Raw genomic sequence first — 14,321 nt, 5'->3', positions numbered from 1 at the left:
CGTCTTCCCCGGCAAACGCTACGAAGACTGGAAGCTCGAAGACCCCGCCGGCAAGGGCATCGACGCCGTACGCCCCATCCGCGACGAGATCCGCACCCGGGTCGAAAAACTCCTCACCGAACTGCACCCCACCGCCTGACACCCAGCACTCGCTGTCGCCCGCCGGCACCTGCCAGCGGGCGGCTCACCGCCCTGCCCTGAGCCGGTTCGCCCGAGGCCTGGCCCAAGCTGACCGGGTCTCGGGCCCGTCGGCCGGATCCGGCTCGGGCTATCCGGCGAGGCGGGCGGTGATGTCGGCGATCGTGGCCTTCGCCGTGCGGCCGGCGCCCACCAGCGTGGCCGACGCCGGTCCCGTCCAGTCGCCGTAGCCGAGCAGGTACAGGCGGGGCTCGTCCACCGACCGGGTGCCCTCCATGGCCACCTTGCCTTCCTGCCAGCCAGGCAGCAGCGGCGCGAGGTGCGTGAGGTTGGGCCGGAAGCCGGTGCACCAGATGACCGCGTCGTAGGGCTGCTCGGTGCCGTCCGGCCAGCGCACACCGTGTGCCGTGAGCCGCGCGAACATGGGGCGGGCGTGCAGCACTCCACAATCGCGGGCGTCGCGGACGCTGGGCACCATGACGATGTCCCCCAGATCGCTGACACCACCACCGGCGCCACCGGCGGCCGCACGGGTGGCCACACCGAACAGGACCCGGCCGTCGACGTCGTCCGGCATGAACCGCGCCGGGCGCAGGGTGACCCAGGTGGACTCGGCGAACCGCGACACCTCGGCCAGGATCTGCGCCGCCGAGTTACCCCCGCCAACGACCATCACCCGCTGTCCACGGAACTCCTCCGGCGAGGAGTAGTCCACCGTGTGCAGCTGCCGACCGGCGAACTCCCCACGGCCTGGGATGTCAGGCACGTACGGGCACTCCCACGTACCGGTGGCGGAGATGACGTACCGGGCCAGCCACCTCCCGGCGTTGGTCTCCACCGCCAAGCAATCCCCGGCCGGCCGCACCTCGTGTACCCGGACCGGCCGGCGCACCGGCAGGTCATACCGCCTCTCGTACGCGCGCAGGTAGTCCACCACGTGTCCGGCGGTGGGGAACTCCTCCCCCTCCTGCCGCGGCATGCCCCACCCCGGCAGCGGGCTGTACTCCGCCGGGGAGAACAAACGCAGGGAGTACCAGTAGTGCTGCCATGCCCCGCCGGCCTCTGAAACGGCATCGAGAATGACATAGTCCAAGCCGGCGCGGCGCAGGTAGAAACCCGCAGCCAGGCCAGCCTGGCCGCCGCCGATCACCACCACGTCACACGACTCAGGCATGCCTTGCACCTCCATACGTCCGCCGATCATCATGCCGAGTGACCCGCGACACCGACACGCTGGGGGACGCGGGCACTCGCCGGTCCGGGCGCGAACAAGCCGGGACGGGTCATGCCCCACCACGCAAACTGGCGGCGACCCGGTTCCGGTTCCACAGGCCTATCGATGGTGTTCGTGGAACGATGGAAGACGTGGTACCTGCGAAAACTGCTACGCCTGCTATCTCGCCGCTCGCTGGCGAGCCGATGAAGCGTGCCGATGCCCAACAGCTCGCGGGAGTGCTGAAGGCATTCGCCGACCCCGCCCGGCTGCGACTGCTCAGTCTGATCCAGTCCGCCCCGGAGGGCGAGGCGTCCGTGAGCGACCTCACCGCGCCGCTCGGTCTCTCCCAGCCGACCGTGAGTCATCACCTTCGGATCCTCACCGAGGCCGGCCTGCTCGAACGCGAGAAGCGGGGCGTCTGGGCGTACTACCGGCTCGTGCCGTCCGCGATCGCGGCGATCGCCGACCTGTTGACCCCGCCCCGCAAGCAGGCGACGAAGAAGGCCCGCTGAGCGGGGGCTGTCGAAGGCGCTTCTCACCGTGGCGATACCAGAGCAGCGTCAGCCAAGCCGTGGTTTTCGGCGGCCGGCGCCGACGGTGCGGACGGCAGCGGCGAGAGCCGACGAGGACGACGAGCTTCCGGGCGACCCCGCCCTGGTCAGTCCCGGCATGTTCGAGGGAATGGCTCGTGCCCGAGGCCTGCCGGGAATGGGCCTGGCATTCGAGAGCGGTGCTCGGCGACACGGACCCGTCGCAGGACGTGCCGTTCTACAGCAACCCGACCTGGGGCCGCCCGCTGATGGACCGTATGACGGGCTTCTGCATTCGGGCTGTGACACCCCGCCTGGCGAGCGTCAGGACGGTGGAGATGGTCGCCACGTTCCTGGGCTGGGGTTGGGGCAGTTTTCGGCGGGTAGGGCGTCGGCCATGGTGACCAGCTCGACGCGGAGGGCGGCGAGTCGACTCATCTCGGCGTCGATGTCGCTGATGCGTCGGCGTAGCAGGTCGGCGGCGGGCTCGCACGGGCATGCGCCCGTGTCGCGTACGGCGAGCAGATTCCCGATGTCGGTCAGGGTCAGGCCAAGCCGCTGCGCGCCTTGGATGAACTGAACCCGGTCAAGCGTGGCCGGCCCGTAGCGGCGGTGAGCGCCGGTGGTGCGCTGCGGGGCGGGCAGCAGGCCGATGCGCTCGTAGTAGCGGATCGTGTCGGCGGTGACGCCGGTCCGGCGGGCTACCTCGGTGATCGTCCAGGTCGTTTGAGGCTGGGTGGTGGTGTCGGGCATGTCACTGATCGTCTTCCCGATCGGGGTTGATTCTGGAGTCGGCTCCAAGTTTTAGCGTAACCGCATGAACGATTACCCCGTCTGGTCGTCGCCGGAGGGGGCGAGTGTCGGGAGGGCTGCCATGAGCCAAACGCTTCCACCACCTTCGCCGTCGCCGAAAGGCGACGTCGTGCTGCCTGTCGCGGCCGTGGCACCGGCTGCGGAGGTGGGCGGCTGCGGTTGCGACGACGGGTGCGCGCCGGCGGGGCGTCCGTCGGGTCGGTTCGGGTTCGCCCGGCCGGTGCTGACCCTGTTCGGCCTGGTGGTGGGCCTGGTGCTGCTGGTCGTCGTAGTCGGCGAATGGCTCGGGGTGTTCGACCGGCTCACCGATCGGGTGCCGTTCTGGGTGGGCCTGGCGCTGGTCGCCGCGGGCGGCTTCCCGATCTTCGCCAATGTGGCTCGGGCGGCGTGGCGACGGCGGGTCACCTCCCACACGTTGATGACCGTCGGCGTGATCGCCGCCCTGATGGTCGGCGAGTGGCCGGTCGCCGTGGTGGTGGTGTTGTTCATGCACGTGGCGAACTACGCCGAGCGGTTCACCACGGAACGGGCCCGCCGCGCCGTGCGGGAACTGACCGCCCTCGCCCCGAGCACCGCCCGGGTGGAGCGTGCCGGCGTCGAGGTCGACGTGCCAGTCGACCAGGTCCGCCTCGGCGAGACCGTCATCGTCCGCCCCGGCGAGCAGGTCCCGGTCGACGGCACCGTGATCTCCGGGCACGCCACCATCGATCAAGCCGCGATTACCGGCGAATCCATGCCGGTCGAGGCCGGCCCGGGCCAGGGGGTGTTCGCCGCCTCGTTCGCCCGCCTCGGCGCGCTGCGCATGCGGGCCACCGCCATCGGCCGGGACTCCACCTTCGGCCGGGTCATCGCCATGGTCGAGCAGGCCGAGACTCACCGGGCGCCGGTGCAGCGCATCGCCGACAAGTTCTCCGCCTACTACCTGCCGGTCGTGGCCGCCGTGGCCGCCGCCACGTACCTGCTCTCCGGCAACACCCTCGCCACCGCCGCGGTACTGGTCGTCGCCTGCTCCTGCTCGTTCGCGATGGCCACCCCGGTTGCCGTGCTCGCCTCCGTCGGCGCCGCCGCGCAGCGCGGCCTGCTCATCAAGGGCGGCCGGTACCTGGAACTGCTCGCCAAGGCCGACGTGCTGCTCATCGACAAGACCGGCACCCTGACCCTGGGCCGGCCACAGATCACCGACATCGTGCCCCTGGACGGACGCACCGAGGCCGACCTGCTCACGGTCGCCGCCTCGGCGGAACGCTACTCCGAGCATCCCCTCGCCGCAGCGGTACGCGCCGCCGCCACCGATCGCGGCCTGCCGCTGGCCGAACCGGACGACTTCGCCGCCGACCCTGGCCACGGCGTGCGCGCCACCGTCCACGGCGCCACCGTCACCGTGGGCGGGCTGCGGATGGTGCCGCAAGCCGCCGACCACCCGCGCGTGGGCCAGTTGACCGCCGCCGGGAAGACGCTGCTGGCCGTCACGTCCGACGACCATCTCATCGGTGTGCTAGCCGCCGCCGACACCCTGCGCCCGGAGATCGAGACCACCCTCACCCAACTACGGCGACTCGGTCTGGCCCGCATCGAACTGCTCACCGGCGACAACACCCAGACCGCCGCGCCGCTGGCCGACCGTCTGGACATCGCCTACCGGGCCGACCTGCTCCCCGAACACAAGATCGCCGTCGTGCGCGAATACCAGACCGCCGGGCACCGCGTCGTCATGGTCGGCGACGGCGTCAACGACGCCCCCGCCCTCGCCCAAGCCGACGTCGGCATCGCCATGGGCGCCGCCGGCAGCGACATCGCGATCGAAGCCGCCCACATCGCGCTGATGCGCGACGACTGGACCCTGGTCGCCGACGCCGTACACATCGCCCGCCGCACCGCCCGCGCGATCCGCGTCAACATCGGCTTCACCGCCGGCTACAACGCCCTCGGCCTCACCCTCGCCGCCACCGGCATCCTGCCAGTGATGCTCGCCGCAGCAGCCCAATCCGTACCCGACCTCGGCATCCTCGCCAACTCCGCCCGCCTGCTACGCGCCCGCTAGTCGCCAGCAAACAAGGGATCCCACCACGCAGGCGTCGTGACGGACCCGCTCACCCGTCTGGGCCGCCGGTGCCGGTCCGCACCGAGTCACGCAACACTTCTCTACCAATTCTGTAGGGAATAGAGCAGACTCGTCCCCATGCCGCCCGACGCGACCGCACCGACCACACCTGTCCAGGGCGAACAGCCGTGGCTGACCCGAGGCGTCGGTGGGATCGGTGCCGCCAGCCTCCTCGCCGACATCGGTCACGAGGTGCCAACCGCGCTGCTGCCGAGCCTGCTCACCTCAACCCTCGGCGCCCCGGCTGCCGCGCTCGGCCTGGTCGAGGGCGTCTCCGACGCCCTGGCTGGCACCGCCCGTTTCGCTGGCGGTGCGCTCGCCGACGATCCCGCCCGCCGCCGCAGACTGGCCGTCGGCGGCTACACCGCCACAGCCGTGCTGGCCTCACTCACCGGCGCGGCCACCTCCGTGTGGCAGGTCGGCATCCTCCGCGCGGGCGCCTGGGCCGCCCGCGGCCTGCGCGTACCGGCCCGCAACGCGCTGCTCGCCGACGTCGTGCACCCGTCGGCGTACGGACGGGCGTACGGCTTCGAACGGATGATGGACAATCTCGGCGCCGTCGTCGGACCCCTGTTGGCCCTTGCGCTGGTCGCCACCGTCGGGGTGCGGTGGGCAATCACCCTGTCGGTGATCCCGGGCCTGCTGGCTGCCGCCGCGATCGTCTACGCCATTCGGCACACCCCGAAACCGGCCACCCGTGACCGGGTGCCGCTGCGCATCCGCATCCGGCCGGTCCTACGCGGTGACCTCGGTCGGTTGATGGCCGGTGTCGCGGCGTTCGAGGTCGGCAACGTCGCCGCGACACTGCTCATCCTGCGCGCCACCGAGCTGCTCACTCCGGGTCACAGCGCCAGGACCGCGACAGCCCTCGCGTTGACCCTCTACACGCTGTACAACCTCGCCGCGACCGTCGCGTCGCTGCCGGCCGGCCGGATCGCCGACCGGCTCGGCACCCGCGGCCCGATCTGGGTCCTGACCGCCGGCGTGGCCCTGTTCGGCGCCGCCTACACCGGTTTCGCGGTCGACATCACCAGCTTCGTCCTCCTCGCGGTCCCCTTCACGGCCGCCGGCATCGCCATCGGCTGCGTCGAGACCGCCCAACACTCCGCCGTTGCGGCCCTCGCCGCACCGGGAATCCGCGGCTCGGCGTTCGGTCTGTTGGCCACCGTGCAGGCCCTGGGAAACCTCGCCGCCAGCGCCGTCGCGGGCATCCTGTGGACCGCGGTGTCACCGCATGCCGCGTTCGTGTACCTCGCTACCTGGATGGTGCTGGCGCTGACCTGGCTGATCATCACCGAGGCCCGACACCCCGGCGTTGGCACCGAGTCCGAAGGCCGCTGGTAGTCCGCAGCGACTTGCATCCTGTACCCAGGTACGGGCTTACCGTGGGCGCATGACCATCGAGGTATACCCCGATCAGGGCTGGGTGCCCGACGCGTGCACCCTGCCCACCGCAGAGCAGCCGCCGCGGGTGGCCGAGTTCGACGCGCTGTTCACCGCCGCCGTCGCTCATGTCGATCGGGTCGACGCGACCCGGCTGCGGCTGACGCTGACCGGGCCGGCCGAGCTCGAAGCCACGGTGCGAGACCTCACGCAGCGGGAGAGCCGCTGCTGCTCCTTCTTCACCTTCACCGTCACCAGCGACCGGCCGGGCCACGTCGTAATAGACACCACGGTCCCGGCCACGCACGCCGATGTCCTCGACGCACTCGCGCAGCGCGTCACCGAGCGCAGCACCCAGTGACCGGGCTGGGTGCGGGGTCGCTGCGCAGCGGGGAACTGGCCGACGCCGCCGGGGTGAACCCGCAGACACTGCGGTACTACGAGCGCCGCGGCCTGCTCGCCGCACCGAGGCGCAGCCCCGGCGGGCACCGCCTCTACCCACCGGACAGCCTGACCCTCCTGCGCGTCATCAAAACCGCGCAGCGCCTCGGTTTCACCCTCGACGAGGTCGCCGACCTCCTCGAGGTGGGCCACCACCGGCACGGGCGTCGCGACGCCGGCCTGCAGGCCCGCGCCGCCGAAAAACTGAGCGAAGTCGAAGCCCGCATCGCCGACCTGCAGACTATCGCCGCCACGCTGCGCTCGGCGATCGACGCCGGCTGCGACGACCTGACCGCCTGCGCCACCCGCCCCTGCTGCCCCTGCCGTTCGTCGATCTGCACCGAGGAGACACCCCGTGATCCGTACCGCCGAACGACTACGCCGGCTGCTGCCCACCAGCCTGGGTTCTCTCGCCGCAGTCGCATGTGCGGCGTGCTGCGCCATCCCGCTGCTGCTCGCCGCCGGTGTCCTCGGCGGCGCGGGCTGGGCCGTCGCCGTCGGCCTGGCCGCCCTGACCGCCCTCGCCTGGTGGTGGAACGCCCGCCGGCGCACCCACCCGGCCGGCTGCGCCGGCGGCGCGTGCTCCTGCTCGCCGTCCTGAGCGGCGCCGATAGGGTCAGTGGTCATGACCGTCCTGCGTTCGATCCTGCTGTTCGCCGTGGCCGCGCTGTTCGAGATCGGCGGGGCGTGGTTGATCTGGCAGGGCTGGCGGGAGCACCGCGGCCTGTGGTTCGTCGCCGCCGGGGTGATCGCCCTCGGCGCGTACGGTTTCGTCGCCACGTTCCAGCCCGACGCGAACTTCGGCCGGATCCTCGCCGCGTACGGCGGCATATTCGTCGCCGGCTCTCTGGCCTGGGGCATGGTCGTCGACCGGTTCCGGCCCGACCGCTACGACGTCATCGGCGCGCTGATCTGCCTCGCCGGCGTCGCGGTCATCATGTACGCACCACGCCCCCTTCCCTGACCAGCACCAAAGCAACCGTCACCCTGCCAGGGTGGTGGGCTGCGTGGGTGGTTTGTGGAGGCCTCACCGTGGGGGTTCGGCCGCGGCGTGTGGGCGTGGCGCGCCGGTCATGGCGGCGAGGGCGGTCCCGACGGCGTGCAGGTCAGCTCTGATGTGACGCCGACGATCATGATCTGCCCCGCGGACACTCGCCGGTCCGACCGCGGGCACAGCCGGGACGGGTCATCACAACTCCCTACCCGCAACTGGCGGGCGGCCCGGTTCCGGATCTACCGGCCTATCGATGGTGTTCGTGGAACGATGGAAGACGTGGGACCTGCGAAAACTGCCATGCCTGCTATCTCGCCGCTTACTGGCGAGCCGATCAAGCGTGCCGACGCCCAGCGGCTCGCCGGAGTGCTGAAGGCAATCGCCGACCCAGCACGGCTGCGACTGCTCAGCCTGATCCAGTCCGCCCCGGAGTGCGAGGCGTCCGTCAGTGACCTCACCGCGCCGCTCGGTCTCTCCCAACCGACCGTGAGCCATCACCTTCGGATCCTCACCGAAGCCGGCCTGCTCGAACGCGAGAAGCGCGGCGTCTGGGCGTACTACCGCCTCGTCCCGTCCGCGATCGCGGCGATAGCCGACCTGTTGACGCCACCCCGCAAGCGAGCGACGAAGAAGGCCCGCTGAGCGCGTTGATGAGCCTCGACCCGACCGATGCCGGTCGCCGGCGATGGGGCATGCGCTGAAAGCACTCCTCGACGTGTTCCCGATCGCCTTCGATGGCCGGCTAAGCCCGGCCAGCCAATGACCACCTCAGCAACCAAGATCAGCTGATTGCTTGACGCGCCCGTTGCTCGCCGGGCTGTGGCGATCGACCGCACAACTGGTCCGCCACCAGTGCCGGCCGAGACCGCCGCCGAACGAATTGGTGGGTTGGTGCCGGGTCTGCCGTTGGTGGCAGGTCAAGGTACCAACGGAGCGGCTGGTGGCAGGCCACCCGACCGAGACCTTGGTTCACGGTGACCTCCTGCATGTGGAGTGCGAGCCGCTGCGTGACCCGGAGGCCGAGATGCGGGCAGCCGCAGAGGCGATCGAAGCCGAGTTGTTCGGGAAGCAGCCGCTGCCGTCGGTGCGGCCCGAGCGGGATTGGGTGGTGTCCTGGAGCGCGTGGGCGCAGGGGTAACGGCCTCACCCGTTGCCCGCGAATCGCCCGTCGCCTACCTGGCAGATGTGGGCGTTGAGGCGGCGAGCGGGTGTGGCTCGCCGGTCATGGCGGCCAGAGCCGTGGCGACGGCGTGGAGATCGGCCTTGATGTAGGTGGTGGTGGCGGGTCCGCGGCGGTCGGTGTGCCCGGCGTAGGCACGCGCCACGCCGTAGCCGTAGTGCCGTTCGACCCAGGTGAGGGTGGTGTGGCGGAGCCAGTGGGTGGAGATGCCCTGCGCGGCGACCCAGGGTAGGCGCTCGCCGATGCGTCTCCACAGGTGGTCGTAGCGGCGGCTGCTGATCGGTCGGCCGTTGCGGTAGCGCAACAGCTGGTCGGTCGGCAGGACCGCCCCCCAGGCCCGGGCGTGCTCCTGCAGGCGGACGCCGAGGGTCGGGGTGATGGGCTGCCAGCGCAGGGTGCCGCCTTTCTCGGTGAGGCGGACCAGGCAGTGTCGGGTATCGAGGTCGACCAGGCGCAGGGCGAGGGCGCCGCCGCGGCGGCAGGCGGTTTCGGTGTGTAGGCGCAGCAGCAGGGCGTCGAGGATGACGTCGTTGCCGCTGGTGCGCGCGACGAGGTTGATGTCCTGCAGTTCGCCGGGGGTGAGGGCCCGGCGAGGGCTGGGTAGCCGGCGTGGCTTGGTCACACGGTGGGCGGGGCTGTCCGCGGCGGTGAGGTGGCCGTCGGCGACGGCCCTGCGGTAGACGGCGCGGGCGGCCGCGATGACGTGTTCGCCGGCGTGGCGGCCCTGGCGGCCGGTGCGTCGGGTGCGGGCGGTGGCGGTGACCTGGCGCATGAGGGCTTCGATGTCGCTGGCGGTCACCTCGTCCAAGCGCAGGTGGCCGAGGACGCCGGCCATGCGGTTCCAGTAGGTGCCGTAGGTGCGGCGGGTGCCCGGGCTGGCCGCGGCCGCGACGCGCGGGAGGTAGTCGGCGAGCGTCGGCATGTCGCGCGACAGGTCAGGGTCGGCGGCGAGGTCGGCCGGGGTGAGGCCGAGGTACGCGAGCATCTGCTGGGCGGTGACGATGCGTGACGGATCAGCCGGCATGGGAAGGGCCTCCGAGGACGGCGGCGTGCAGGTCCGCGAGGAGCCGCGTGATGGTGTTCGAGGGGTGCACGACGAGCAGATCGCGGGCCGGGACCGCCGCCAGCAGGACCACCTGGTGCGCGGCGATGCCGCACATCTGCCGGGCCGCGGCGGGCAGGGGTAGTGCCCCGCGGGCTCCCACGACGTGCGTCCCGCCGGGTGCCGCAGTGATCAGGAGAAGGCCGCCGGTGACGTCGACATGGAGGCGGTGACCGGCGGGCCAGCGCAGCGCCTGCAGCAGCGCTCGGGCCGCGACGCGGCCGTCGGCATCCGGGCGGGCCACGTCGACGACGAGGTCGTCGACCGTTTCCCGCGCAGCTGGGAGGGCTGCGGGCAGCTGCGGCATCGGGGCCGGTGGCGGTGCCGGGCGAGGAAGCGGGGTGGGGATGACCGCGCCGATGAGCTGCTCGTCGGGCCGGCGTCGGGGTGGTTGCCGGGCGGCCGTCATGGCGACCGCCGGAGTCGGGCGTCCGGCCTCAGCGTGAGAAGCCGAGAGACCCGGTCATCGATGTCTGTACGAGTGCTACGCGGAGTCCTCATCGGGAGCCACCAGGGTGGTGAGCTCCCGTGATCCCGCACGAAGACTGGTGTCCGAGGGGGGACTTGAACCCCCACGCCCTATACGGGCACTAGCACCTCAAGCTAGCGCGTCTGCCATTCCGCCACCCGGACTTACTCGTCCAGCCTACCCTGTCGGCCGCGGCGACCTGGTCACCGGTTCGGCCGCCCCGGTGGGCCGCACGGGGCATTACTGTACACGGCCCAGATGGATCATGCACATCACCGCTCCGTCTCCACGTTTCCGCAGGCCAGGACCCTGAGACGGGAGCAGCCCGCGGGACCGGTTTCCATTTCCGCGGGGGTCGGGTGGCGTCCGACACCCGATTCCGGGCAGCATTGCTCACGTGTCACACCCCTCCCCCCTGACCGCCGCACAACACCAGGCCCTCGCCCTGCGCTCCGCCGGTGATCTGCCCACCGCCCGCCGCCTGCTCGACGACGCGATCGCCGCGGCCCGACCGGCGTACGGGGAGGACCACCCCGACGTGCTGGCCACCGGCCACCTGCTCGCCCGCCTGCACCGGGAGGCCGGCGACCCGGCCGCCGCCCGGCGGGTGCTGGAGGAGGCGTACGCGGCCGGTGAGCGCCGCCGCGGCGAGGCCGACCCGCTGATGCTCGCGCTGAGCTTCGACCTGGCGGGGGTGGCGGAGGAGTTCGGGAATCGGCACGAGGCCCGCCGCAACTACACCCGGGTGGCCACCGCCGGGCCCGCGGTGCTCGGTCCGGACCACCCCGCGGTACGCACCGCGCGCCAGTATCTCGGCGGCTCCGCCGCCGCTCCCGCCGCGCCGGGCTCTCAGCCTGGCGGCTCCGCCGCCCCTGCTCACCCCGGCGTGGCCCCGCTGCCCGAACCGACGATGTCGCTACCGGCCATGTCGGCCCCGCACCAGCCGCCGGCCGCGCCACCGGCGCCCGGAATTCCAACCGCTCGCCGCCCGGCGCCACCCGCTCCTGCGGCGCCGGGGGTGACCTCGCCCGCAGCCGGTGCGGAGTGGACGCCACAGACCGGCCCAGCCCGGCCGTCGCCCTGGGCGCCTCCCGCCCCCGCTCCGGGAGCGCCCCTGACCCCAGCGCCGGTCGTCCCCGCACCGGTGCCACCCCGGGCGGCTCCCGCGGCCACCCCGCTGCCACCGCCTCCGGTCAACCCGGCACCCACCTCGGCCGTGCCGCTCCCGGGGCCGTCCGCCGGCGTGGGGCCGGCTTCCGCGCCACCGGCGAACCCGCCCGCACGGGGCCCGGTCCCGCCGGTCGCGCCGCCGGTCCATCTACCGCCTGCCACGCCCGCCCCGGCTTCGCCGCGGGCCGCCGCGCCGCACCCGGGCATGCAGGCTCCGCCGCCGGTCGCCGCCGCGCCGCCCTCGGCTGTTCCGGCTCGGCCGCCGGTCTCCGCCCCACCCATGCCGACCCAGGTGCCGCCTGCGGTGCCACAGCCGGTCTCCACGCCGCCCGCACCGCACCCGGCCCCACCGGGCTTCTCCGCAGCTCACCCGGCCCCGCCGGTCGCGCAACCGTCCGCGCCGGGTCCGGTGCCACCGGTCGTCTCCGCTCCGCCGGCCACCCTGCCGCCGGCACCGGTCATCCCGGCCCCACCCGTCCCGCACCCGGCACCGCCGGCGTCCGGCGCGGCGGCGGGGTTGCCCCCGATGCCGCCGACCGCCCAGCCGATGCCCCCGGCGCCGCACGTCCCGGCACCCACCTCCGCCCCGCCGGCGTCCGCCACGCTGCCCCCGCCCCCGCGCATTCCGGCACCGGCTATGCCGCCGGTCACCGGCACCGCGCCGAGTTCCGGACCGCCGTTTTCCGCGCCCACGTCGGCTCCCCCGGCCGACCCGATGCCGCACCCGTCCGTGCCCGCGCCGGCTCCGGCGATGGGCCTAACCGGCTCGGTGCCGCCTGCGCCCATGCCGACGTCGGCTTCCCCGGCGGACCCGGCGTCGCAGCCCTCCACGCCCATGTCAGCTCCGCCGATAGGCCCGGCCGTCCCGGTGCCGCCCTCGTCCGCGCCCACGTCGGCACCGCCGGTGAGCCCGGCCCCACACCGGTCCGACGAGTCGGCGGCGGGCCGGGACGAGAGCGCCGGGTCCGACGGTTCCCGCCCGTCCGGCACGCCCGCGCCGGGCTGGGCGAAGCCGACCGTCCAGGTGCAGCAGATCGGGCCGCTGCTCCGCGAGGAGGCGGAGCGGGCGGCCGCAGCGTCCCCGGCCGCCACCCCGGTCGGCGAGACACCGGTCAGCGCTCCCCCTGTCACCGCTCCACCGGTCAGCGCCCCGCCCGTCACCGCTCCGCCGGTCAGCGCTCCTCCGATGAGCGGCCCACCGCCCACCGCATCCCCGGGCCAGCCGCCGGTCAGCGGCCCGCCGGTGAGCGCACCGCCGGCCGCCAACCCACCCCATGCAGGCGCCGCGCCGGTCAGCGCCGCACCGATGAGTGGTCCGCCCCTGAGCGCACCACCCGTTGGCGAGCCACCGATCAGCGCTCCGCCCACGAGCACGCCACCTGTCAGCGGACCGCCGGTCAGCGCGCCACCGGCCGGCAACGCGCAGGTCAGCGGCCCACCGGCCGGTGGCGCGTCGCTCGGCATGCCGCCGCAGGCGAGCAGCCCGCCCCGGATCGACGGCCCGCCCGTCATCAGCGCGCCGATCAGCGCACCGCCACCCGTGAGCGGCCCAGGGAGCGCACCGCCGCCTGTAAGCGGCCCGGCGAGCACACCGCCGCCCGTGAGCGCCCCGCCCGTCGGTGCGCCACGGGTCGACGCTCCACCGGTCAGCGCGCCGCCCGTGAGCGCTCCGACTGCCGCCGTACCGCCGGTGGGCGCGCCCGCGCCGGTGCCGCCGGCAAGCGGATCGCCGGCGTATCCGGTCAGCGGACCACCGGCCTATCCGGTTGGCGGATCACCGTCCTACCCGGTCAGCGGGCCGCCGGCGTATCCGGTGAGCGGACCGCCCGGACCGGAGGGCGGCATGCCGGTGAGTGGCCCGCCGGTCGCCGCGCCGATCAGCGGGTCGCCGGTGCCGCCGTGGGGGCTGACCGCGCCGCCGTGGAGCAGCGCGGCCCCGTCGCAGCCAGTCGACCGGCCCGGCGACGCCCCGCCGCAGCCGGCGGCGGACGGGTCGCAGCAGCCGACGGACGAGGTGGCACCGGCGGATCCGGAGCCCGCGGACCAGGCCGGACCGGAGACCGGCGACGACGCGCCGCGGTCGCTGCCGGTCTACGACGAGCTGCTCGAGTTTCCCGAGCCGACGCGCCCGGAGCCCGGCCCGCAGGCGTACCCGGACCAGACCGCGTGGCCGGTGCCGGCGCCGTTCCACCAGCCGCCCGCGTACCCGGTGGCGGAGGAGCCGGAGCCGCGCGGCCGCAACCGGACGACGGTGGCCGTGGTGGTCGGCGCCGCGGTGGTGGCGGTGGCCGCCGTCGTCGGGGTGGGCGCGGTGGTGCTCAACCGCGATGCCGCACCGCCACCCGCGCCCGCCCCCGTGTCGGCGAAGCCGAAGGTGAGCGGCCCACCGCCGGGTGACCTGCGGTTGCAGGACGACTCCACCACGATCACGGTCACCTGGACCGATCCGACCAACGGTGGGGTGCCGTTCGTGGTGGCCGGCGGCCGGGCTGGGCAGAAGCTGGGGGTGATGGCCACGGTCGACGCCGGGGAGACCCGCTACACGGTGAACGGGTTGAGCGCGAAGCTGGACTACTGCTTCACCGTCCTCGCGGTCTACTCGACCGACACCTACGCCACCTCGGGGCAGGTCTGCACCGACCGGGAAGGCGGCACGGGCACCCGCTGACCGACGGCCCGTCCGGCCACGACACGGTGGGTGTCCACAGGCGGACGGTGCGGGTTCCACGCTCCTCGGGCGGCCCCTATGATAGCTCCCGGCTCTGGGGAGGGTCCACACGTGCG

Annotated in this window: 13 protein-coding genes, 1 tRNA gene and 4 pseudogenes; 12 read left to right on the top strand and 6 right to left on the bottom strand. The window is 73.3% G+C overall.

What is annotated here, in order from left to right:
- Positions 1-139 (top strand): annotated as a pseudogene (locus tag ACY34I_RS33360) (heat-shock protein HtpX); the annotation flags it as partial.
- A gap of 129 nt (positions 140-268) precedes the next feature.
- On the opposite strand, the gene ACY34I_RS33355 reads toward ACY34I_RS33360, so the two are convergent.
- Entirely contained in the window at positions 269-1,312 is a 1,044-nt protein-coding gene (locus ACY34I_RS33355) for an ArsO family NAD(P)H-dependent flavin-containing monooxygenase (protein ID WP_462759153.1), read from the bottom strand.
- A gap of 182 nt (positions 1,313-1,494) precedes the next feature.
- Here ACY34I_RS33355 and ACY34I_RS33350 point away from each other — a divergent pair, with 182 nt between their 5' ends.
- Positions 1,495-1,866 (top strand): ArsR/SmtB family transcription factor, encoded by a 372-nt coding sequence (locus tag ACY34I_RS33350; protein WP_462759152.1) that lies wholly within the window; start codon positions 1,495-1,497, stop codon positions 1,864-1,866.
- Between the two features lie 342 nt (positions 1,867-2,208).
- Here ACY34I_RS33350 and ACY34I_RS33345 read toward each other — a convergent pair whose 3' ends face one another.
- Positions 2,209-2,637: a heavy metal-responsive transcriptional regulator gene (locus ACY34I_RS33345; RefSeq protein ID WP_462759151.1), complete on the bottom strand. Its 429-nt coding sequence runs from the start codon at positions 2,635-2,637 to the stop codon at positions 2,209-2,211.
- Between the two features lie 169 nt (positions 2,638-2,806).
- Between ACY34I_RS33345 and ACY34I_RS33340 the strand changes: the two genes are divergently transcribed.
- The 8 genes and pseudogenes from ACY34I_RS33340 (at position 2,807) to ACY34I_RS33305 (ending at position 8,754) form a co-directional block, all read left to right on the top strand.
- Positions 2,807-4,738, top strand: coding sequence for a heavy metal translocating P-type ATPase (locus ACY34I_RS33340; protein ID WP_462759150.1), 1,932 nt, complete (start codon positions 2,807-2,809; stop codon positions 4,736-4,738).
- Positions 4,739-4,876: 138 nt separating this feature from the next.
- Complete coding sequence (locus ACY34I_RS33335; RefSeq protein WP_462759149.1) at positions 4,877-6,142, top strand: MFS transporter; 1,266 nt, start codon at positions 4,877-4,879, stop codon at positions 6,140-6,142.
- Positions 6,143-6,191: 49 nt separating this feature from the next.
- Complete coding sequence (locus tag ACY34I_RS33330) at positions 6,192-6,542, top strand: hypothetical protein (protein ID WP_462759148.1); 351 nt, start codon at positions 6,192-6,194, stop codon at positions 6,540-6,542.
- Positions 6,539-6,826: pseudogene (locus ACY34I_RS33325) on the top strand (MerR family transcriptional regulator); the annotation flags it as partial. The gene ACY34I_RS33330 and the pseudogene ACY34I_RS33325, both read left to right, overlap by 4 nt.
- A gap of 151 nt (positions 6,827-6,977) precedes the next feature.
- On the top strand, positions 6,978-7,223 hold the full coding sequence (locus ACY34I_RS33320) for a hypothetical protein (protein WP_462759147.1): 246 nt from the start codon (positions 6,978-6,980) through the stop codon (positions 7,221-7,223).
- 24 nt (positions 7,224-7,247) lie between these two features.
- The gene (locus ACY34I_RS33315) at positions 7,248-7,586 is read left to right on the top strand and encodes a YnfA family protein (RefSeq protein ID WP_462759146.1); all 339 of its coding nucleotides are present in this window, start codon (positions 7,248-7,250) and stop codon (positions 7,584-7,586) included.
- A gap of 300 nt (positions 7,587-7,886) precedes the next feature.
- Entirely contained in the window at positions 7,887-8,258 is a 372-nt protein-coding gene (locus ACY34I_RS33310; protein ID WP_462759145.1) for an ArsR/SmtB family transcription factor, read from the top strand.
- Positions 8,259-8,556: 298 nt separating this feature from the next.
- Positions 8,557-8,754, top strand: coding sequence for a hypothetical protein (locus ACY34I_RS33305; RefSeq protein WP_462759144.1), 198 nt, complete (start codon positions 8,557-8,559; stop codon positions 8,752-8,754).
- 34 nt (positions 8,755-8,788) lie between these two features.
- Here ACY34I_RS33305 and ACY34I_RS33300 read toward each other — a convergent pair whose 3' ends face one another.
- The 3 genes from ACY34I_RS33300 to ACY34I_RS33290 form a co-directional block, all read right to left on the bottom strand.
- Positions 8,789-9,820 carry a tyrosine-type recombinase/integrase gene (locus ACY34I_RS33300; protein ID WP_462759143.1) on the bottom strand — a complete coding sequence of 344 codons (1,032 nt, stop codon included), beginning with the start codon at positions 9,818-9,820 and terminating at the stop codon, positions 8,789-8,791.
- Positions 9,810-10,307 (bottom strand): hypothetical protein, encoded by a 498-nt coding sequence (locus ACY34I_RS33295; RefSeq protein WP_462759142.1) that lies wholly within the window; start codon positions 10,305-10,307, stop codon positions 9,810-9,812. Before ACY34I_RS33295 ends, ACY34I_RS33300 begins: the two co-directional genes overlap by 11 nt.
- A gap of 137 nt (positions 10,308-10,444) precedes the next feature.
- Positions 10,445-10,531: transfer RNA gene (locus tag ACY34I_RS33290), tRNA-Leu, on the bottom strand.
- A gap of 233 nt (positions 10,532-10,764) precedes the next feature.
- Here ACY34I_RS33290 and ACY34I_RS33285 point away from each other — a divergent pair.
- A pseudogene (locus ACY34I_RS33285) lies at positions 10,765-10,938 on the top strand (tetratricopeptide repeat protein); the annotation flags it as partial.
- A 965-nt stretch (positions 10,939-11,903) separates the two neighbouring features.
- On the opposite strand, the gene ACY34I_RS33280 reads toward ACY34I_RS33285, so the two are convergent.
- Positions 11,904-13,049, bottom strand: a complete 1,146-nt coding sequence (locus tag ACY34I_RS33280) for a hypothetical protein (RefSeq protein WP_462759154.1) — start codon at positions 13,047-13,049, stop codon at positions 11,904-11,906.
- Positions 13,050-13,584: 535 nt separating this feature from the next.
- Here ACY34I_RS33280 and ACY34I_RS33275 point away from each other — a divergent pair.
- Positions 13,585-14,205: pseudogene (locus ACY34I_RS33275) on the top strand (fibronectin type III domain-containing protein); the annotation flags it as partial.
- Positions 14,206-14,321 lie beyond the last annotated feature (116 nt).

The organism is Micromonospora sp. RTBAU3-60, from assembly GCF_054963695.1.
Note: the sequence above shows the minus strand (reverse complement) of the source record. Positions and strands in the feature narration are given on the sequence as shown.